Source organism: Lachnobacterium bovis DSM 14045, assembly GCF_900107245.1.
Classification (GTDB): domain Bacteria; phylum Bacillota; class Clostridia; order Lachnospirales; family Lachnospiraceae; genus Roseburia; species Roseburia bovis.
Map to the genome: position 1 here is coordinate 44,380 of NZ_FNPG01000004.1, position 21,718 is coordinate 66,097.

The window sequence follows — 21,718 nt, forward strand, 5'->3', positions numbered from 1 at the left end:
AAAATAGAAATATTTGATTTTTAAAGAGTTAGATTGTAACTGGTTAAATTATAAGAGCTAAATTATAAAGAGGCTTGGGGGTTGATTCATGTTAAAAGAAACAGAAAAATATTTACAACTTTTAAATAAACAGTTTTATGATTGTTATGGAAAAGTTGCAAAAGTAGTTGGACTTACAATTGAATCAGTTGGACCTGAGGCAAAATTAAATGATCTTTGTCGTATATATTTAGATGATAGCGGGAACAAGTCGGATTACGTCATGGCTGAAGTGGTAGGATTTAGAGATATGCGACTTATTTTGATGCCTTTTGATAATACAGAGGGTATATCTGTTGGTTGTGTTGTAAAAAATACTGGAAAACCACTTATGGTAAAAGTAGGAGATAGTTTGTTAGGCCACACTGTTGATGGAATAGGAAGACCTACTGATGAAGGATATGATTCCGAAAGTTGGCAGGAATATCCTGTAGATTCATTGCCACCAGATCCAATGAGAAGAACGATTATACATGATATTCTTCCATTGGGTGTAAAAGCAGTCGATGGTCTTATAACCGTTGGTAAAGGACAACGTATTGGTATTTTTGCAGGTTCTGGTGTTGGAAAAAGTACATTACTTGGAATGTTTGCACGTAACACTAGAGCGGATGTTAATGTGGTTGCTTTGATTGGAGAGCGTGGACGTGAAGTTAGAGAATTTATAGAACGAGATTTAGGCGAAGAAGGTATGAAACGATCCGTTGTCGTTGTTGCTACTTCGGATAAACCTGCTTTAATTAGAAATAAAGCTGCAAAAACTGCTACAGCAATTGCAGAATATTTTAGGGATCAGGGTAAAGATGTTCTTTTAATGATGGATTCTTTAACTCGTTTTTCTATGGCGCAAAGAGAAATGGGATTAGCTTCAGGCGAACCACCGGTAACAAGGGGATATCCTCCATCCGTATATTCGGAAATGCCTAGAATTTTAGAAAGGGCAGGAACTTCTGATAAAGGGTCTATAACAGGTCTATATACGGTTTTGGTTGATGGAGATGATTTTAATGAACCAATTACCGATACTGCAAGAAGTATATTAGATGGACACATAATGCTAAATAGAAGATTGAGTCATAAGAACCATTATCCTGCAATAGACATTTTGCAGAGTATTTCAAGGGTTATGGGCGCGATAACATCAGATAGGCATAAAGAATTGGCTGGAAGATTAAAAACGGTTATGGCGACGTACAACGAAGCAGAAGACCTAATTAATATTGGAGCATATAAAGAAGGCTCTAACAAAGATATTGATTATTCAATAAAAAAAATAAAAATTGTAAATGAATTTCTTTGTCAAAAAACAAATGAAAAGTTTTCATTTGAAGATGAACTTAGCTTGCTTGCAGGAGTTTTTGATGAAGAATATGTTGTGGATGAAGAAAGTACAAATAATAGTATTACAGATATAACGTAATTAAAGAGTTAATAAATGGTTGGTGATGTCAATGGCTAAATTTATTTATTCAATGGACAATATTTTAAATATAAAAAGAAAACTTGAAAATCAGGCAAAGATTGCGTTTGCTCAGGCAAATACCAAATACAATGAAGAAGATCAAAAACTAAAAGATTTATGCCTAAAAAAAGTAGAGTATGATGCCATATTAAGGGATTCCTTGAATGGAGAAAAAAAGCTAGATTTAGCCGAACTGACAAAGTGTAGAAATAACATTAATGTTGTAAAAAAGATGATACAATTTCAGGTTATAGAAGTAAATAATGCAAAAAGAATTCGCGATGAGCAGCGTTTATTATTGCAAGAAAAGATAAAAGAAAGAAAGACACATGAGGTTTTAAAAGAAAAAGCTTTCGAGCAATTTAAACGAGAGTTGATGAAGGAAGAAGCAAAGGAAATAGATGGATTAATCAGTTATACGTATTCAAATAATAATGATAAATAGGTTGATGATGATTAAGTGTAAGATAATTAAGCGTATGGAGGGGTTTTATGGCAGATGCAGATGTAATGGATAAAGAAGAATTAGACGAAAAAGCAAAGAAGAAAGAAGAAAAGGCAAAGAAAAAAGAAGAAAAAAAAGCAAAAAATAAAGATGGCGAACAATCAAATGAAAATGAAGAAGATAAGCTTTCAAGTAAAATTTTAGTTTTTTTCATTACAATTTTAATTATTGCTATTTGGCTTGGAATAATAGGTATCCTTATAAAAGCTGATGTTGGTGGATTTGGTTCGACAATATTAAGACCATTAATAAAGGATCTTCCTTATGCCGAGAAAATTTTACCAGAAGAGGTGAATAAAGGAACTGAGATTGATAATGCTTATAAATTTGAGTCAATGGATGCGGCAATTAAGAGAATAAAGGAACTTGAAGCTTCAAATGATGAAAAAAGTGAATCATTAAAGAAAAAAGACGAGACTATTTCTAGTTTACAATCGCAGGTAAGTGAGTTACAAAAATATAAAGATAATCAGGAGGCATTTCTTAAAGAAAAGGAAAATTTTTATAAAGAGGTTGTTTACACTGATAACGCACCCGATATAGAGGAATATAAAAAATACTACGAAAGTATAGATGCGGAGAACGCAGAGACTTTGTATAAGCAGGTTATCGAACAACTTCAATCTGATGAAAAGGTTAAGGAATATGCAAAAACATATTCAGCTATGAAACCTAAAGAAGCAGCGGCAATTTTTGATACAATGACTAATCAGTATGATTTGGTTGCGGAAATATTAAATAATATGGATGCCCAGTCTAGAGCTAATATTTTAGGTAAAATGAATTCAAAAAATGCAGCAGCTTTAACAGCAATTATGGAACCTAAATCTAAATAATGTAAAGTTAATCTCGCTTTTAAGTAGTATTGTGATAGAAAGGAGGCTGACCTATTGGCAGATGCAAAAGTTTCAGCTGCATCAAAGGGTCTTGGCGTAGATGCTATGATGGCACAAGCTACTGCAAATACTAGTGAGACAAAAAAAAGCTTTGGTGTATCTGAACAGTTTCAAAAGTATATGCACCAAAGCTTTTCTAGTAAAAAGACTGATGTGGCAAGCAATTTGGCGGCTAATAAAAATGACAATAAGATTAAAATATCAAATCAGAAAAAACTAGTGATAAAAGAAGCTAAGGTTTGTAGTCTTGATGATAAATTAAATCGAGCATCAACAAAAGATATTTTAAATCAGGTAAGTGACATAATAAGAGACATTGTAGAAGAACAATTTGAAATAGCGGATGATGAAATGGAAGAAGCTCTTTCAAATTTAGGATTTGGTGTATTAAATCTTTTAGATGTAAAAAATTTAGCAGATTTTGTTTCAGAAATTTCAAACAGTGGTGATATTACTAATTTGTTATTAGGAGAAGATTTTAGAAATTTATTATTAACTATGCAAGACATTTCAAAGCAAATTCAAGATATTATGGGAATCACTTCAGATGAAGTTGGTCTAATTCCTGAAAAAATAGTATCTGAGTATACGTTAGCTAATTATGTTGATAATAATACAGATGTAAATCATGAGGATAATCAAAAAATTCTAAAACAGGGTGAAGATGTTGGTGGAAAAGCTGTTTCTACTCTTTCGAGTGAAATAAATACGAGTGAAAATGGGGATAATAAAAGCAAAGTTGTTGATGACAAAAATCTAAATATAGAAGTTGTAAAAGAAGAAAGTAAAGCTGAATCAGATGAAAATAAAGACAATTCAAATTTAGGAAAAAACTTAAATAAAGATTCAACAATTGAGGCTGGACAAGTAAAAGATAATACTGAAAAAGAGAATAAGAATTCATTTGAAAAAACAAAAAATAATATATTGAATAAATCAAATGAAGATGGAACACTGAGTGCACATATTAATACCAATAAAGTTGATGTATCAACTCCACAGGTTAATGTTACACAGTATATGCAGGGAGATAGAACACTAGTTTTAATCGAAAGAATTGCTAATAATTTAAAAATTGTTATGCAGGAGCATGCAACAACTATGGAAATGCAATTAGAACCAGAAAACTTAGGCAAGTTGTTTTTACAGGTTACAGCTAAAAATGGTGAGATTCATGCACAGATTTCAGCTCAAAATGAAGCAATAAAGAGTATAATTTCAAATCAGTTAGTTGCACTAGAAGAAAATTTAAAGAATGCCGGTTTGAAGGTTGAAGCTATTGACGTTACAGTTGCATCACATAATTTTGAACAGAATTTAGAACAAAATAGTAAAAGAGATGAGGAAAATGCTAATATTTTACAGGGTAACTTAAAGACTATTAGAAGAAATATTAATTTAGATAGTCTTGAAGACTTAACAGGTCTTATGTCTGAAGAAGAAATGTTAGTAGCACAGATAATGAAGGATAATGGTAATTCTGTTGATATGACTGCATAGCTTATTCTATGTTTGTTAAATATGTTTAATTGAAAATGTATAAGGAGTGATGGTATGCCAACAGCAGAGATAAGAAATGGTGTAGTAGTAAATAGTAATAATCAGCCTGAAAGTAAAATTACGTCGTCAAAATCAAAAGAAGTAACACAAAACAAATTAGGATATGATGCATTTTTAAAACTATTGTGCGCTGAAATGCAATATCAGGATCCGCTAGAACCAACAAGTAATACCGAATATGTTGCTCAACTTGCTACGTTTTCTCAGTTAGAAGCAATGCTATCTATGCAAAACACTACAACCACTAATATGGCTAATTCTTTAGTTGGAAAGATTGTTACTGTAGAAGATGAAGAAGAAGGTAAATTAGTTGAAGGTGTAGTTGATTATGTCAAATATATTGATGACAAAGCATATGTATCAGTTGACGATAAATTATATGAGATAGATAAGGTTAAACAGGTTGTTGATTCAGATTATTATGAGGCTAAATGTTTAGCAGAAGCATTAACAAAGCAAATTGAAGATCTTCCAGTGAAAGAAAACCTTACACCAGCATATAAAGACGCAGTAAATCAAACTTATAAAATATATGATTCAATGAGTGCGTATGCTAAAACATTTGTAGATAAAAGTTTAATTGAAAAATTACAAGAATTAAAAGAAATAGTTGATAAATTCAAAGTTACTACTGAGGAAACAGATGACAAAACACAAGAAACTGAAGAAACAGATGATAAAGAAGAAGTAAGTGACGTTGAAGAAACAACTGATCAGTCTGAAACAGGAACAGATGGAAATAGTTAGGTATTAGATTTTATTTTTAAGTCATAAAGGAGGGATTTGGCATGGCTTATAACAAAATAGCAAACCAATTCACTTCCATTGAACAATTATCGCAACAGTATTTAAAGAATAAATCTTTACCTGAAAAACAGGAAAAGAATAATCTTGATTTTGCGGACATCTTAAAAAAGAAGCAGGATGCGACTGGAGATGTTTCGTCTGAGTTAAAATTCTCTAAACATGCTTCAAATAGAATGACTTTAAGAAATATGAATTTATCAGCAAGTCAGAGCAAACGTTTAGAAGAAGGCGTTCAAAAGGCAAGTGAAAAAGGAATTAACGAGTCTTTAGTTTTAGTAGATTCGATGGCTTTTATTGTAAATATTAAAAATAAGACAGTTGTAACGGCTATGAATCAAGAAGAATCAAAAAGTAATATTTTTACGAATATTGATGGTGCAATTATTATGTAAAGCTGGACCTTATGGAAGCTTTTTATTCCCGAAAGATAGAAGGAATAGTGTGCACCAGATAGAAATTAGGAGGTCACTGCATTATGATGAGATCAATGTACTCTGCTGTGTCAGGTCTTAAGACACATCAGACAAGAATGGACGTTATAGGTAACAACATTGCAAACGTTAATACAGAAGCTTTTAAAGCATCTTCTGTTAGATTTACTGAGATTATGTATCAGACAACTGCAAGCGCATCTGGTGGAGATGCTGCAAATGGAGTCGGTGGTGTAAATGCAAAACAAATAGGTTTAGGTGTAACAACAGGTTCGACAAAAATCAATATTACATCAGCAGGTGCAGCAGAAACAACAGGTGATCCTTTTGATATTAAATTGACAGATAGTCAGACAACTAACTTTTTTATAGTTTCTGATGGTAAAAATAGATTTTTTACAAGGGCAGGTTCTTTCTACATTGATGGAAATGGTTTCCTTTGTATGAGTTCAACAGGTTATACAGTACAAGGATGGCAGACAACAGTAGATGCAGATACAGGTGAAGTTAGTATTTTAAAAGATACTGTTTCTCCATTGCAATTAATGTCACCTAATACCAAAAACTCTGCTCCAGAAGCAACAACTGATGGTCATGTTCTTGGTATCTTAGATAAAAATGATACAAATGTTACTGATCCTGATAAAGGATATACAATGAATCTATCAATTTATGATGATTTAGGATATTCATATACAGCTAAATTTACTGTTAAAGCAACTGATGCAGAGGGTGTTTATTATATAGCTTTAACAGACATACAGGATTCAAATGGTAAAACAGTTGTAGATAATAGTGGAAATCCAGTGTATGATCCAGAAAATCCTGCAACAAGCAGATTAGGAGAATTCTTTAAACCACAATATTTAGTGTATGATGGTTCTAAAGGTACTTTTACAGGAATGACTGAGGTTACAGCAGATATAACTGATGCAGCAGCTGTAAGAGCAGCTGGTAAAGATGCGAGAACTACTGTCGAAGGACAAGACGTAAAGGATAGAGTAAAATCTATAACATTAGAATTAAAAGGTAAGTTAAAAGTTGATGGAAGCGGAGTACCAGAGTTAGATGCAAATGGTAATAAACAATATGATGCAGGTTACATTAATGCTGCAGAAGGTAGAAACTTTGCAAATGTAAATATAGATTTTTCATCAATGCAAAATTCAAATAATGGAGGTGTTTCTACTCTTTCATTAAAAAATGGTACTTCTGCCGGTGTTGGTACAGGTAAGAAATTAGGTGCTCTTACAGGTATTACAATTGATCAGTCTGGTTTTGTATATGGGGCTTATAACAATGGTAATACAGTTCTTTTAGGACAGATTCCAGTAGCACAATTTGCAAATGCATCAGGTTTGGAAAAAATAGGCGAGAACTGTTACAAAACAACATTAAATTCGGGCGATTTTGATGGAATTGGTGTTGCAATTAATGCAGATGGTTCCAAGATGACATCAGGACAAATTGAAATGTCAAACGTTGATTTATCTGCACAATTTACTGATATGATAGTTACTCAAAGAGGTTTCCAGGCCAACTCAAGAGTTATTACAACATCAGATACACTTTTAGAAGAATTAATTAATTTAAAACGTTAAGTTAATCTAAAATAGATTTGATATTTAGCCGAAAAATAATGTGAAAATTATTTTAGGCTATTCAATTAGGACTGGTTAACTTACAAATAAATAGGGGGATGATGTTTGAATCATTCCCCTTTATTTCTATCAGAAGCATTAAAGAATTAAAGCTAATCGTAGATACAAAAAATAATATGTAGTTTAATTGCGTGACTAATTGGCTGAGAATAATAAGTTTACAAAAAATAAATAGACATAGTGGGTAGCATCTAGTAAAATTAAAGTATCAGGAAATGTAATAAAAATACAAAAAATTATTAGAAAAAACTACCCGACTGTCTTAGGAATGGAAGGTGTATAGTATTGGATATAGCATCTCTAGCAGGAATTGTACTTGGTTTAGTAATGGTAGTTTTCGGTATCATTAGTTCCGGTGGCGTGGCCGCATTTGGTAACTTTATTGATGTACCGTCTGTTATTATCACAATTGGTGGTTCTCTTTCGAGTACACTGGCCGCTAATAAATTACCGGATTTTATTAATGGTTTAAAAGGTATGGGTCTTATTTTTAAAGAAAATACACAAGATCCTGGCGAAATAATAAAAAGTATAATTGACATGTCTAACGTAGCAAGAAAAGAAGGCTTATTAGCGCTTGAAGAGGCCGCTAACAATATCGAAGATCCTTTCTTAAAAAAAGGAATTATGTTGGTAGTTGATGGTACTGATCCAGAATTGGTACGTGGTATTCTTGAAACAGATATGATGTGTTTACAGGAAAGACATAAAACAACCATTTCATTTTGGGATAAATGGGGTGAAATGGGACCTGCTTGGGGTATGATTGGTACACTAGTAGGTCTTGTAAACATGTTAAAGAACTTATCAGATTCATCAACAATTGGTCCTTCAATGGCGGTAGCTTTGCTTACAACATTGTATGGTTCATTAATTGCTAACTGGATTACAAATCCGGTAGCGTCTAAGTTAAAAGTAAATGATTCTCTTGAGGTTACTATGCGAGAAGTTACTGTAGAAGGTCTTCTTTCTATTCAGGCTGGTGAGAACCCAAGAGTTATTGAGGAAAAGCTTAAATCATTCTTAGCTCCTTCACAAAGAGATAGTGTAGGTGCGAGCGGAGGTGGAGGTGAAGAGTAATGGCAAAGAAAAAAGAAGAGGAAGCTCCTAAAGGTTCGCCAGCATGGATGGCTACATTCTCGGATCTTATGAATTTGCTATTATGTTTCTTCGTTTTACTTTTCTCAATGTCTAGTGTAGATGCAGCAAAATTTGAAATGGTTATCTCTTCTTTGCAAAGTAGTTTTAGTATATTACCAGCAGGAGGAGCTAGTATTGGAAATGGAAACATGGTATCGGGAGGTGTTGCACAGTTAGAATTTCTTGATACCTACTATAATGCGATGGCAAATTCCAAAGCATCAGAAAAAGCAGATAATGAAAATCAGACTCAGCAAAAAAAATTAACAGAAAATAATAACACTGGTACAGAGACTCCTGAAAAAAATTCGACGACAAAAACAGAAACACAGCAAAAAAAAGAAACAGCTGTAAAGGAATTTAAACAGCAGGCCCTTGATCAATCAGAAGAAATGGCAGAAGAAATACAAAAGATTATTGATCAAGCGGGAATGACAAATAATATTCAAGTTGATTTTAATCAACAATATGTACAACTAAATGTACAAGGCGCTTTGCTTTTTGATTCAGGTAAATCTGATGTCAAAGCAGAAGCAGCTCCAATCCTAGATAAAATATCACAGATATTAGGATTATATACACAAAACACGATAGATATAGAAGGACATACTGATAATGTTCCTATTTCATCAGCGAAGTATCCAAATAACAATGTGCTTTCGATGTATCGTGCATTAAGCGTTATGGATTATGTTTTATCAAAAACAAATTTAAATCCGGCAAATGTTAAATCGTCTGGAAGAGGCGAAACAGTGCCAGTTGCAGATAACGGCACACCAGAAGGAAGAGCCTTTAACAGACGTGTAGAGTTTAAAATTTATAATTCATTGAGTTCAGATATTAAGTAATTGGGCAAAATTAACGAAAGTACTATTGATAAAAGATATTAATTTTTCAACGAGAGGTAGAGAACATGAAGAAGAATCTTATATCAGTTATAATATTGGCTTTAGTTTTTGTAAATGTAGTATTATCTGGTCTTATGGTATTTTCAATTTTACCAGAAACACAAAAAGCTAATAAATTAATTGAACAGGTGAGTAGTGCGATTGATTTAGAGTTAAAGAATGGAAGTGGGGCATCTGTGTCTGATGTGCCAATTGAAAATGTTGAGACTTATCAATTAAAAGATGGAGATAAGACTACTATGACGATTAATTTGGCAAAAGGATCAGATGGCAAGAGTCATTTTGCAGTATTAGGTATTTCTTTGTCATTGGATAAAACAAGTGAAGGCTATACAAAATATGGTCCAACTGCTTTAGATGAAAAGAGTACAATTATTCTAAATGATATCAATGTTATTGTTCGCAAATATACAATTGAACAGTTTAATGCTGATACAGATGCTGTAAAAAAGGCTATTTTAAAAGATATTCAGGATATGTTTGGAAAAGATTTTGTTATAGGAGTTAATTTCTCAACAGTACAGACTGAGTAAGAGAAGGTTATACGAAAGAAGTGCAAAATTTATAAATAGGTGGTGAGATTATTTGAGTGACGTATTATCCCAAAGTGAAATAGATTCGTTGTTAAATGCATTAAGTTCTGGAGAACTTGATGTTGACGAAATAAAGGAAAATGATGAAAAACCTGTAAAAGATTATGATTTCGCGCGACCATCAAAGTTTTCCAAAGAACATTTGAGAACACTTGAGATGATATTTGAACATTATGGTCGCTTATTATCAACGAACCTTCCTGTATACCTTCGTAAGGCAGTTCAGGTATCTGTTGTCAACTCAGAAGCAGTTACTTATTCTGAATTTGCAAATGCACTATCGAATCCGGTTTTATTAGGAATTGTAGATTTTTCACCATTACAGGGTAGTATAATATTAGAATTAGCTTCTAATTTAGGCTATGCGATGGTGGATAGAATGCTAGGAGGAAGAGGAGAGCCACTTGATAAACAGCGAGATTTTTCAGAAATTGAGTTATTGATTATTGAAAGAATTTTAGTTGTTTGTGTAAATCTACTATGTGAGCCATGGGAGAACGTAGAGGATATTCATCCAAGATTAGAAAGAATTGAGACTAATTCTCAATATGCACAAATCATTTCGCCAAGTGAAATGATTGCTATAGTAACACTTAATATTACTATAGGAGATGTAGAGGGACTTATGAATATATGTTTGCCTTACATCACAATTGAAGATATTATGGATAGATTGAATACCAAGTATTGGTTTTCAAATATACAAAATCACGATGAGACAACATATGCAGGTGATATTGAAACTTTAATTTCAAAAGCCCAGATTCCTATGCGAGTCATCTTAGGACAATGTAATCTTTCTGTACTTGATTTTGCCACATTACAGGCAGGCGATATAGTCAGGTTAGATCGAAAAGTTGATGACGAACTAGACGTTTATGTTGGGACTATTAAAAAGTTTACAGCATTACCTGGTGCGTCAGGAGATGCCTATGCAGTAAGGGTCACTTCAGTGGTTAGAGAGGAGTAGTATTTTATGGACGGAGTATTATCCCAAGATGAAATCAATGCATTAATTAATGGCGGCGGCGATTCTTCTGGAAGTGAAGGCGGTAATGAACCCGAAGATACATCTGCTGAAGGTGGAGGGGGCAACACTTTAACAGAAGACGAAAAAGATGCCATAGGAGAAATTTCAAACATAAGTATGGGCTCTGCAGCAACTACTCTATTTGCTCTTGTAAATAGAAAGGTTGAAATTTCAACACCTATTGTTTCTTATTCTACTTGGAACGATATAGAGGAAGACTACGAGAGACCATGTGTTTTTATTAGAATTGCATATACAGTTGGATTAGATGGAAGTAATATTCTTGTTTTAAAGGAACGAGATGTTAAAATCATCACAGATTTGATGATGGGTGGAGATGGATTAAATGTAGAAGGCGAACTAGGTGAGCTACATCTAAGTGCTATTAGTGAGGCTATGAACCAGATGATGGGTGCCGCATCAACTTCACTTTCTTCGATGCTAAATAGGATGATTGATATTAGTCCACCGGTTGCAGATCTTATCAATCCACAAGATGATGTTGATGAAGCTTCAATTGATGAGTTTTTGACACATCCGTTTGTATTAATAAAATTTAGAATGCAGATTGGTGATTTGGTTGATAGTGAGATTATGCAGCTATATCCATTTGAATTTGCAAGAGAGATGTGTAAAGGTGTATCCGCTAATATGGAAGAGGAAACTCAATCTGCAGCGGCAGCTCAAGCTGCTCCACCACCTGCTGCAGCACCACAGCAAGCACCTCCACAGAATTCTCAACCAATGGGAGGACAACCAATGGGACAGGTTTATAATCAGCAACCTGTAAATGTTCAACCAGCTCAATTCCAGAGCTTTAGTGGGGGGCAATTTCAACAGGTGCAGCCAGAAAATATTGATTTAATAATGGATGTTCCGCTTAACGTAACAGTTGAGCTTGGCAGAACTAATAAAACAATTTCAGAGATTTTGGATTTAAGTCCAGGTAAGATTATTGAGCTAGATAAGATTGCTGGAGAGCCAATAGATGTGCTTGTAAATGGAAAGTACGTTGCAAAGGGCGAAGTGGTAGTAATCGAGGAAAGCTTTGGAGTAAGAATTACAGAAATTATAAATACCGTAAATCCAATCAAAAATAGTTAAAGAACAGGAGATATGAGATTATGGCAAAAAATGTATTAATTTGTGATGACGCAGCGTTTATGAGAATGATGATTAAAGATATCCTTTCAAAAAATGGATATACAATCGTTGGCGAAGCTGAAAATGGAGCAAAAGCCGTAGAAAAATATGAGGAAACAAAACCTGACCTCGTACTCATGGATATTACGATGCCAGAGATGGACGGTATACAGGCTCTAAAAAAAATAAGAGAAGGCAATCCAGATGCATGTATTATCATGTGTTCAGCAATGGGACAGCAGGCAATGGTTATAGAGGCAATTCAGTCTGGCGCAAAAGACTTTATCGTTAAGCCTTTCCAGCCAGAGCGTGTATTAGAAGCAGTTAAGAAAGTTATTGGTTAGAAAAAACAAATTAAATATAAAACGAAATTGGCAGGCGCAAGTTATTGCGTGTGTTGTGCAAAGAATGTTTGTTTATTTGATTAAAAGGGGGACTACAGCTGTTTATAATAGGATGGACTATATAAGCAGTTTGTAGAAATCACCCTTTTAAGTATTGTTAGAAAGTAAAGATTTTTAAAAACTATGAGAGTTTAATATAAGGGAATGAGGTTTATGAGTACAATTGAAAGTTTTATTCAATTAATAGGAGTCCTGCTGATTTTTTTGATTGTATTAGCTATGGCATATTATGTTACAAAATGGCTTGCAAAGTATGAAAAAATACAAGGGCATAACAGTAATTTAGATGTGGTTGAAGCGACTAAAATTGGAACAAATAAAGCTATTTGTTTAATCAGAATTGGGGAAAAGTATATTGTTGTAGCAATAGGAAAAGATAATGTTACATATCTAACAGAAGTAAAAAAAGACGAATTAACAGACTTATCATTTTTAGAAAGAAAAGAGATACCAAAACCAGAAGATTCATTTCAAGAAATATTAGCAAAAATAAAAGAAAAAATACCAAAAAAGCAGGAATAAAATTATGAAAAAGATGAGGATAATAAAAAGGAAAGTTGTAATTGTATTTTTTTTAGTAGTCTCTTTTTTGTTTTTTTGTTTTACATTAGATAGCAAAAAAGTTAAGGCTGGTGAAATAAACAATTATCAAAAATATAATACTTTTGTAATTTCGGCGATAGATAATTCTTCTAGCGATATTAGCAAATTAAAAGGAGATAATACGGGAGTAGATGTTGATGCCAAAAAAGATAATAATAATGGTTTGTCTATAAACTATAATAATGATAATGGTTCACTTTCTACACCAATAAAAATGCTTCTTGTTTTAACAGTTTTATCATTAGCTCCAGCAATTTTAATTATGCTTACATCGTTTACTAGAATCATTATTTGCCTTCATTTTGTGAGAACAGCTATTGGTACACAATCCGCACCTCCTAATCAGGTGTTGATTGGTCTTGCACTGTTTATGACTTTTTTTATAATGGCTCCAACGTTTACAAAGATAAATGATCAAGCGATAAAGCCATTAGATAAAGGTGAAATAACTCAAGAGAGGGCTATAGAAATTGCAGAAGAACCATTACGTGAATTTATGTATGGACAAACTCAGACAAAAGATGTAAAAGCATTTGTAAAAATGTCAGGTAAAGACATAAAATCATATAAAAGTTATGATGATATTCCTTTTACAACACTTGTACCTGCATTTATTTTAAGCGAATTAAGAACTGCATTTATAATAGGTTTTTTAATATATGTGCCATTTATAGTAATAGATATGGTAGTTGCATCGGTACTTATGTCTATGGGTATGATGATGCTACCACCGACAACGATATCATTGCCGTTTAAAATATTGTTATTTGTACTTGCCGATGGATGGAATTTAGTTATTTTAGGTGTTTTACAAACGTTTCAATGACAAAAAAGATTTATTCACATGGAGAGTTTTAAATATGTGAAAAGTTTTTAGGACAAAGAGGTTTTTATTGACTGAGAAAGAGGTGGGGAGAAAATGATTACAGAAGGAATTATTCTAGATATTGCGAGAGATGCTATTTTTACAATAATTATGGTTTCGGCACCTTTATTATTAGTTTCTTTGATAGTAGGTTTAATTATCAGTATTTTCCAGACAGTTACATCAATTCAAGAGCAAACACTTACTTTTGTGCCAAAAGTTATTGCAGTTTTTGTAACAATGCTCATTTGTGGTTCATGGATTTTGAATGTTATATCAAATTTTATGATAAATCTATGGTCACAATTTAGTTATTACATAAGAACAGGTAAATAGCTTATGGTTACGTATGGTGTAACATTAGGTGATGTAGAAAAGTTTATATTGATTCTAGTTAGAATTGCATCATTTTTGGTAGTAGCTCCTTTGATTGGTGGAAGAGATGTTCCTAATAAGGTTAAAATTGGATTTACAGTTGCACTTACAATTTTTCTTACACCAATAGTTGATGCTGGAAAATACACGAGCTCTGGTGTAATATCTTATTCGACGTGTATAGTATTGGAGACTTTAACGGGACTATTAATGGGATTCGCAGCATATATTTGTACATTTATTGTTGTTTTTGCGGGCAATGTCATAGATATGGATATTGGTTTATCGATGGCAACGGAGTTTAATCCAATAACTAATACAGAAGTTACAATAAGTGGAAATTTATATTTATATTTTATAACATTGATTATGATTGCATCGAATATGCATTTGTATATAGTTGGAGCAATTATAGATTCATTCAAATTAATTCCGTTGGGGGGAGCACAGTTTCAATGGAATCATTTGTTAAAAACAATGATTAAATATATGTGTGAGTCGTGTGTAATTGGATTTAGAATATTTTTGCCTTTTTTTGCATGTATAATGATTTTGAATTGTGTTTTAGGTATTATGGCAAAAGTAGCACCTCAGATGAACATGTTTGCAGTTGGTATTCAGATGAAACTTTTAGTTGGTTTGGTGGTAATGTTTTTAATAGTTTTTTTATTGCCAGATGTAACAGAATTTATCACAGATGAAATGAAAACAATGATTAAATTAATAGTTGAGGGAATGAAATCTAAATGATGACAAATGAAATTATCAGGTATTATAATGAAAAATCTAAATCAAATGAAATTACCTGGTATTATAATGACAGAACTAGAAAAATAGATAATAAATTAGAGCTGAATTTACAGCTTTTTGCAGGTGATAGTGGAGATAAAACAGAACCCGCAACTGCAAAAAAATTAGAAGATGCAAGAAAAGAAGGTAAGGTTGCAAAGAGTAAGGAATTAACGGCTGCTTTTGATCTTATTACATTGTTTCTTGTTATGAAATTTTTTTTATCGTATATAGGAGAACATTTATTAAATATATTTAAGATTGTTTATGGCGGAATAGGAAGGTATGCAGATGAAGAAGTAAATAAATTTTCTTCAAAAGTAGTAATGTCAATGTTTATGGATGTAAATATTGAGATGTTATATATTGTCTTACCGATTTTTATTTTTGGATTCGTGATCACTTTTTTATTAAGTGTCGTACAGGTAGGCTGGAAAATAGCTCCTAAAACATTACAACCTAAGTTATCAAAATTTAATCCAATTAATGGTTTTAAAAGAATTCTTTCAAAGGATTCCTTTTTTGAATTGTTTAAATCAATAATTAAAATTGGACTTATTTTTTTGATAGCTTATTTTTCTATAAAAGATGAAAGAGAAAAAATTTTTATTTTATATAAAATGCAGTTAAATCAGGCTTTAACTTTGGTTGGAGATATAATTGTTAATACAGGTTTAAAAATAAGCATATGTTATTTGATAGTAGGTTTGAGTGATTTTATTTTTCAGAAATTAAAATTTAAACGTGATATGAAAATGAGTAAGCAAGAAGTTAAAGATGAATTTAAGAATACAGAAGGAGATCCACAAACAAAGGGTAGACAAAGACGTGTTATGCAAGAAGCATCTCAGAGAAGAATGATGCAAAGTGTACCAAAAGCTGATGTTGTAATTACAAACCCTACACATTATGCTGTTGCATTGTCATATGATAAGGAATCAAAAGGAGCTCCAATTGTTGTAGCAAAAGGTGAAAACTATTTAGCACAAAAGATTAAAGAAGTTGCAAAAGAAAATAATGTAGAAATTGTTGAAAACAAGCCATTAGCTAGAACGCTATACGCTAATGTGGAAATAAATGAGGAAATACCGCCAGAACTCTATCAGGCTGTTGCTGAAATTTTAGCAAGTATTTATCATAAGAGAGAAAATAACCGATAAAAAACAATAGGAAAATTAGTTAAACGGGAGGGGGTAACGGGCACATGAAAAGAATAAATTTGTCAGATGTTGGAATTGCCGTGTATTTATTATGTGCAATTATCTTCTTTATAGTGCCAATTCCATCAATTCTATTAGATGTAATGTTGGCAATAAATATTTCTATTGCTCTTATTATTTTATTTAATGTGCTTTTCGTAAAAGAAGTTTTAGATATGTCGTTTTTCCCAACGTTGTTGTTATTTACAACAATTTTTAGAATTTCATTAAATGTTTCTTCAACAAGACTTATTTTGTCTACAGGTGATCCGGGAAATGTTGTAAGAACATTTGGTAACTTTGTAGGTGGCGGCGATATGATTATCGGTACCATTGTTTTTATTGTGCTCGTAATTATTCAATTTGTAGTTATAAACAAAGGTTCAGAACGTGTTGCTGAAGTAACGGCTAGATTTACATTAGATGCTATGCCTGGTAAGCAAATGGCGATTGATGCAGATTTGAATACAGGTGCAATTACAGATGAACAAGCTAAAGAACGTAGAGAAAAAATTCAAAAAGAATCTAGCTTTTTTGGAGCTATGGATGGTGCAACTAAGTATGTAAAAGGTGATGCGATTGCAGGTTTGATTATTACGGTTATAAATATTGCTGGTGGAACTACAATGGGAGCAACTCGTCAGGGGTTAGGACTTCAGGAAGCTTTACTCCAATATGGTATTTTAACTATAGGTGATGGACTTTGTTCGCAGATTCCATCTCTTGTGATTTCACTTTCAACCGGTGTACTTGTAACAAAAGGTTCAAATGAAGCCGACTTTAGTGGAGTTTTGGTAAAACAGTTATTTGGAATTCCGCGAGTGTTATATTTAGTCGGAAGTGTATTGTGTTTTTTGGGAATTTTTACACCACTTAATACAGTTTTATTTATTGCATTAGGAGCAGTTTTCTTAGTGACAGGTAAAAAAATTGATTCAATGCTTGGAGTAGAAAAAATCGAAGAAGAAGTGGAACAGATTGAAACCGAAGTGGAAGAAATACGAAAACCAGAAAATGTTGTTTCTCTTTTGAAAGTAGACCCAATAGAACTAGAATTTGGGTACGGTATAATCCCTCTTGCTGATATTAATCAAGGAGGAGATTTGCTCGATCGTGTTGTAATGATTAGACGACAGATAGCTCTTGAATTAGGAACTGTTGTACCAATCATTCGTTTAAGAGATAACATACAGTTAAATCCAAATCAATATATTATTAAAATAAAGGGAATACAGTTAGCAGAAGGAGAGATTTTGTTTGACCATTATATGGCAATGAATCCAGGTTTTGTTGAAGAGGAGATTACAGGTATTCCAACGTATGAACCTTCTTTTCATTTGCCAGCTATCTGGATAAGTGAAGGACAAAGAGAAAGAGCAGAAAGTTTAGGTTATACTGTTGTAGATCCTCCTTCAATAATTGCTACGCATCTTACAGAAGTTATAAGAAATAATATTGCAGAGTTGTTGACTAGACAAGATGTTCAAAACCTAGTAGAGAATCTTAAGGAAAGCAATCCGGTTTTAATTGAGGAATTAACTCCTAAGCTTTTAGGATTAGGAGAAATACAAAAAGTTTTACAGAATTTGCTTAATGAAGGCATATCAATAAGAGATTTGCTTTCGATTTTTGAGACCTTAGCTGATCATGCAGCGGTAACTAGAGATACTGATGTTTTAACGGAATATGTAAGACAAAGCTTAAAGAGAGCTATCTCTAGCAAATACTTCCCTGCAAATGAAGTGACAAGTATCGTTACACTTGACCCTAAGATTGAACAAGAAATTATGCAGTCTGTTAAACAAAGTGAGCAAGGAGCTTTTATAACTCTTGATCCTGAGCGCACAAAAAATATTATGGATGCAGTAGAAAAAGAAGTGAATAAGCTTGAAAGCTTGGGAAAAAGTACAATTATCATAACATCACCTATTGTGAGAATGTATTTTAAAAAGTTAACAGAAGATTATTTTAAAAATTTGATTGTTGTTTCATATAATGAAGTAGATTCGGGTGTAGAACTACAATCAGTGGGGATGGTGACGGCGTAAATGACAATAAATAAATATCAAGGAAAAACAAGGGAAGAGGCGCTTGAAAAAGCAAAAAAAGAATTAGGAGAAAATGTTGTTGTTATGAATGAAAAGACAGTTAAATCGAAGGGAATTTTAAGTGCATTTAAAAGTCAGATGATTGAAATAACAGCGGCAGTAGATGAGGAAAAGGAGAATTATATTAAGGATATGAAACCATTTAAAAATCAGATGAAAACACATGAGAGTATAGATTTATCAGTAGATGAAGAAATTGAAATTCCAATTAAAGAACCTGTTGGAGTTTCCTTCGAAAAAGATACAAATAATTCTTACGATAACGATTTATATCAGAATGGGGTATATTCTAATAATTTGAATAGTACATATACAAATAAAGTTTATCGCAATGAATCAGAGAGCGGATTGTTTAAGAATTTTAAAAAAGAAAAAGAGATTGATAAGGATTTTAGTACGCTAAGAGATGAAGGCGAAGTTAAAGATTTTGTATATAAAAATAGCGAAGCAAAGGAAAAAGTTCAAAAGCCAATATTTGAACAACTAAATGAAAAGGTTGCTCTTGAAAGCATAAAAAAACCTTCTGTAAGAACCGAAGAACCGGTAAAAAGAATTATTCATGGTAAAAACGAATCATCCGAGATAGATGATCGCTTAGAAAATCTTGGGAGCATGTTTGAAAAAAAACTAGGTGGTACTATTGCACAAGAAAAGATGTTTTATAAAGCTCCTACTGCAGAAGAAATTAATTTTGTTAAGATATTATATAAGACTTTGTTGAGCAATGAAGTAAGTGAAAAAAACATCAATCAAATTTTGTGTGAGGTAGAAAAATTTATTAGACCAGGAATCAGTTTAGATACAATTTTATCTAATGTATATCAGAAATTGATTCTTCGATTAGGTACACCTACTACAATTAAGTGTTCTGGGAAAACACCTAAGGTTGTGTTCTTTATTGGGCCAACAGGGGTTGGTAAAACAACAACAATTGCAAAAATTGCTTCAAAATATAAGATGGAAAAAAATAAAAAGGTAGCATTTTTGACAGCAGATACATATAGAATTGCTGCTACAGAACAGTTAAGAGTTTATGCAAATATTCTAGATGCACCGTTATCAATTATTTATTCAGTAGACGAGTTGAATGAAGCTGTCTTGCAGTTGTCAGAATATGATTTAATTTTTGTTGATACAGCAGGATTTTCTCATAAAAATATTGAACAAAAAAATGATACTAGAATTTTAATTAATCAGTTAGATGAGGAATATGAAAGAGAAGTATTTCTGGTTTTGAGTGCAACAACAAAATTAAAGGATTTAATGGAGATATCAGATAGTTTTCATGAGATATCAGATTATAGTATTATTTTTACTAAATTAGATGAGACAACGTGCTATGGCAATATTTTAAATATCAAATTGCATGCAAATGCTGATTTATCGTATGTAGCTTATGGACAAAACGTACCAGAAGATTTATCAGTAATTGATATTCAAAAAGTTGTAAAGCATTTATTGGGGGGAAAATAAACGAAAATGGATCAGGCACAGCAATTACGAGAAGCCATAAATCATAAAAAGCAAAATGCTCCGTTGAAAAAAGTAGCCCGTGTTCTTGCTGTAACAAGTGGAAAAGGTGGCGTTGGCAAATCAAATATTTCTGTAAATTTAGCAGTGGTTTTACAGAAACTAGGGAAAAAAGTAATCATTTTTGACGCAGATTTTGGTTTGGCAAATGTTGAGGTCATGTTTGGAAGTAAACCAGAGTATACTTTATCAGATTTGATATATAGAGGAATGAGCATTAGAGAAATTATAAATATTGGACCTCATGGAATTGGCTTTATCTCGGGAGGATCAGGAATAATTGGATTAAACAATTTAGGTAGAAACCAGATTTTATATATGGTCAAATCTCTTGAAGATTTAAATGAAATGGCAGATTATATAATAATTGATACAGGAGCTGGAATTTCTAATCAAGTGGTTGAATTTTTGAAATTTAGCCCAGAAGTTCTTTTGGTTACAACTCCGGATCCAAGTTCTATTGCAGATTCTTATTCATTACTTAAGGCCTTATATAAAAATCCTGGATATATAAAAGGACACACTAAGATTCACGTTATAGCCAATAAAGTTGTTTCAAAGGAAGAAGGAAACGGCGTCTTTTCTAAATTGAGTTCTGTTGTTACAAATTTTTTGGACGAAGAAATAGACTATTATGGAATGATTCCAGCAGATGTTCAACTAGAAAAAGCCGTTAAGCAACAAAAAATCGTTTCTGAAGTAAATGCGAATGCTAAATCATCAAAAGCATTTAGAGAATTGGCAAATAAACTAATTGATAAAGAAGATGTAACAGATAGGACAAAAAAATTTGGAATATCACAGCTATTTTCAGAAATTTTGAATAATAAATTATAAGATAAAATTCTTTGAACAATAGATTATAGGGCAATATCATAACTTTAAGTTTTAGTAGTGGTTCAAGCTTAAGGAGATAATTTATGACTTTTTTAAAGGATGTTGTTAATCCAGGCGATAAGGTTAAAATTTTTATGAAACAGCCTGTAAAAAAGAAAGATGGAACAGAAAAAGTGTTTTTTGAAACAGAAGTATTAGACATTACAGAAGAAGGAAATATTGCAGTTGCTATTCCAACTAGGAAAACAAAAACTGTGTTATTCCCTTTTAATGTGGTGTTTGTCTTTACTTTTTTTACAAAAAGCGGAATATACAAGTGTGAAATCGAGATAATTAACCGATATAAAATACAGAACTTGTCCTTTATGGTCCTTTCAGAAAAAACTAGAATTAAAAAAATTCAAAGACGAGAATACTATCGTTTAGCATGTACGCTAGATATGAATTACTATCTTTTAACTCAAGAAGAAAGTACCTTGAATTCTGCTGAGGAAATATTTAACAGTATGAGAGAAAATGGAATCGATCGTTTAAGGGAAAGAAAAGCAACCATAGTAGATATTAGCGGAGGAGGGTTGCGTTTTGCTTCAAAGGAACAAGTTGGTAGAGAAAATTATATCTTAATTAACGTGGCACTTTGTACAGGTGAAATGGAAAAAGAGTTTTATATTGTTGCGAAGGTTATTGCGTCATATAAAAACTCTAATGATCATGATATTTATAATCAAAGAGTTGAATTTATTTTTAAGGATAATAAGATTCGAGATGTAATTATTAGATATGTGTATCAAGAACAAAGAAGATCACGCAAAAAGAAAAAATAGGTGGCTCGA

22 protein-coding genes are annotated in these 21,718 nt (G+C 32.3%); all 22 read left to right on the plus strand.

Annotated elements, in window-relative coordinates:
* Positions 1 to 88 precede the first annotated feature (88 nt).
* Positions 89 to 1,459, plus strand: coding sequence for a flagellar protein export ATPase FliI (gene fliI / locus BLV79_RS00210; RefSeq protein ID WP_074714812.1), 1,371 nt, complete (start codon positions 89 to 91; stop codon positions 1,457 to 1,459).
* A gap of 31 nt (positions 1,460 to 1,490) precedes the next feature.
* Positions 1,491 to 1,946: a flagellar export protein FliJ gene (fliJ, locus tag BLV79_RS00215; protein ID WP_074714815.1), complete on the plus strand. Its 456-nt coding sequence runs from the start codon at positions 1,491 to 1,493 to the stop codon at positions 1,944 to 1,946.
* 47 nt (positions 1,947 to 1,993) lie between these two features.
* Positions 1,994 to 2,842 (plus strand): MotE family protein, encoded by an 849-nt coding sequence (locus tag BLV79_RS00220; protein WP_074714818.1) that lies wholly within the window; start codon positions 1,994 to 1,996, stop codon positions 2,840 to 2,842.
* A 54-nt stretch (positions 2,843 to 2,896) separates the two neighbouring features.
* Complete coding sequence (locus BLV79_RS00225) at positions 2,897 to 4,402, plus strand: flagellar hook-length control protein FliK (RefSeq protein WP_074714820.1); 1,506 nt, start codon at positions 2,897 to 2,899, stop codon at positions 4,400 to 4,402.
* 54 nt (positions 4,403 to 4,456) lie between these two features.
* Positions 4,457 to 5,209, plus strand: a complete 753-nt coding sequence (locus tag BLV79_RS00230; protein ID WP_074714823.1) for a flagellar hook capping FlgD N-terminal domain-containing protein — start codon at positions 4,457 to 4,459, stop codon at positions 5,207 to 5,209.
* 41 nt (positions 5,210 to 5,250) lie between these two features.
* Complete coding sequence (locus BLV79_RS00235; RefSeq protein WP_074714825.1) at positions 5,251 to 5,661, plus strand: TIGR02530 family flagellar biosynthesis protein; 411 nt, start codon at positions 5,251 to 5,253, stop codon at positions 5,659 to 5,661.
* An 83-nt stretch (positions 5,662 to 5,744) separates the two neighbouring features.
* On the plus strand, positions 5,745 to 7,301 hold the full coding sequence (locus BLV79_RS00240) for a flagellar hook protein FlgE (protein ID WP_074714828.1): 1,557 nt from the start codon (positions 5,745 to 5,747) through the stop codon (positions 7,299 to 7,301).
* 345 nt (positions 7,302 to 7,646) lie between these two features.
* The gene (locus BLV79_RS00245) at positions 7,647 to 8,441 is read left to right on the plus strand and encodes a motility protein A (RefSeq protein ID WP_074714831.1); all 795 of its coding nucleotides are present in this window, start codon (positions 7,647 to 7,649) and stop codon (positions 8,439 to 8,441) included.
* Positions 8,441 to 9,349 carry an OmpA/MotB family protein gene (locus BLV79_RS00250; RefSeq protein ID WP_074714834.1) on the plus strand — a complete coding sequence of 303 codons (909 nt, stop codon included), beginning with the start codon at positions 8,441 to 8,443 and terminating at the stop codon, positions 9,347 to 9,349. Before BLV79_RS00245 ends, BLV79_RS00250 begins: the two co-directional genes overlap by 1 nt.
* A 65-nt stretch (positions 9,350 to 9,414) precedes the next feature.
* Positions 9,415 to 9,942 (plus strand): flagellar basal body-associated FliL family protein, encoded by a 528-nt coding sequence (locus BLV79_RS00255; protein ID WP_074714837.1) that lies wholly within the window; start codon positions 9,415 to 9,417, stop codon positions 9,940 to 9,942.
* A 52-nt stretch (positions 9,943 to 9,994) separates the two neighbouring features.
* Entirely contained in the window at positions 9,995 to 10,972 is a 978-nt protein-coding gene (gene fliM / locus BLV79_RS00260) for a flagellar motor switch protein FliM (RefSeq protein ID WP_074714840.1), read from the plus strand.
* Between the two features lie 6 nt (positions 10,973 to 10,978).
* A complete protein-coding gene (gene fliY / locus BLV79_RS00265) occupies positions 10,979 to 12,136 on the plus strand; it encodes a flagellar motor switch phosphatase FliY (RefSeq protein ID WP_074714842.1) in 1,158 nt (385 codons plus the stop codon).
* A gap of 20 nt (positions 12,137 to 12,156) precedes the next feature.
* Complete coding sequence (locus BLV79_RS00270; protein ID WP_074714844.1) at positions 12,157 to 12,519, plus strand: response regulator; 363 nt, start codon at positions 12,157 to 12,159, stop codon at positions 12,517 to 12,519.
* 213 nt (positions 12,520 to 12,732) lie between these two features.
* Positions 12,733 to 13,101, plus strand: a complete 369-nt coding sequence (locus BLV79_RS00275; protein WP_159429305.1) for a FliO/MopB family protein — start codon at positions 12,733 to 12,735, stop codon at positions 13,099 to 13,101.
* 4 nt (positions 13,102 to 13,105) lie between these two features.
* On the plus strand, positions 13,106 to 14,008 hold the full coding sequence (fliP, locus tag BLV79_RS00280) for a flagellar type III secretion system pore protein FliP (protein WP_074714849.1): 903 nt from the start codon (positions 13,106 to 13,108) through the stop codon (positions 14,006 to 14,008).
* Positions 14,009 to 14,101: 93 nt separating this feature from the next.
* Positions 14,102 to 14,383 (plus strand): flagellar biosynthesis protein FliQ, encoded by a 282-nt coding sequence (gene fliQ, locus BLV79_RS00285; protein WP_074714852.1) that lies wholly within the window; start codon positions 14,102 to 14,104, stop codon positions 14,381 to 14,383.
* A 3-nt stretch (positions 14,384 to 14,386) separates the two neighbouring features.
* A complete protein-coding gene (locus tag BLV79_RS00290) occupies positions 14,387 to 15,172 on the plus strand; it encodes a flagellar biosynthetic protein FliR (RefSeq protein ID WP_074714855.1) in 786 nt (261 codons plus the stop codon).
* Positions 15,169 to 16,371, plus strand: a complete 1,203-nt coding sequence (gene flhB / locus BLV79_RS00295) for a flagellar biosynthesis protein FlhB (RefSeq protein WP_242871403.1) — start codon at positions 15,169 to 15,171, stop codon at positions 16,369 to 16,371. Before BLV79_RS00290 ends, flhB begins: the two co-directional genes overlap by 4 nt.
* 44 nt (positions 16,372 to 16,415) lie before the next feature.
* Entirely contained in the window at positions 16,416 to 18,458 is a 2,043-nt protein-coding gene (gene flhA, locus BLV79_RS00300) for a flagellar biosynthesis protein FlhA (RefSeq protein WP_074714858.1), read from the plus strand.
* Complete coding sequence (gene flhF / locus BLV79_RS00305; RefSeq protein WP_074714861.1) at positions 18,459 to 19,991, plus strand: flagellar biosynthesis GTPase FlhF; 1,533 nt, start codon at positions 18,459 to 18,461, stop codon at positions 19,989 to 19,991. It abuts the gene before it with no gap.
* Positions 19,992 to 19,997: 6 nt separating this feature from the next.
* The gene (locus BLV79_RS00310) at positions 19,998 to 20,885 is read left to right on the plus strand and encodes a P-loop NTPase (RefSeq protein ID WP_074714864.1); all 888 of its coding nucleotides are present in this window, start codon (positions 19,998 to 20,000) and stop codon (positions 20,883 to 20,885) included.
* A gap of 83 nt (positions 20,886 to 20,968) precedes the next feature.
* Positions 20,969 to 21,709, plus strand: a complete 741-nt coding sequence (locus tag BLV79_RS00315; protein WP_074714867.1) for a flagellar brake protein — start codon at positions 20,969 to 20,971, stop codon at positions 21,707 to 21,709.
* Positions 21,710 to 21,718 lie beyond the last annotated feature (9 nt).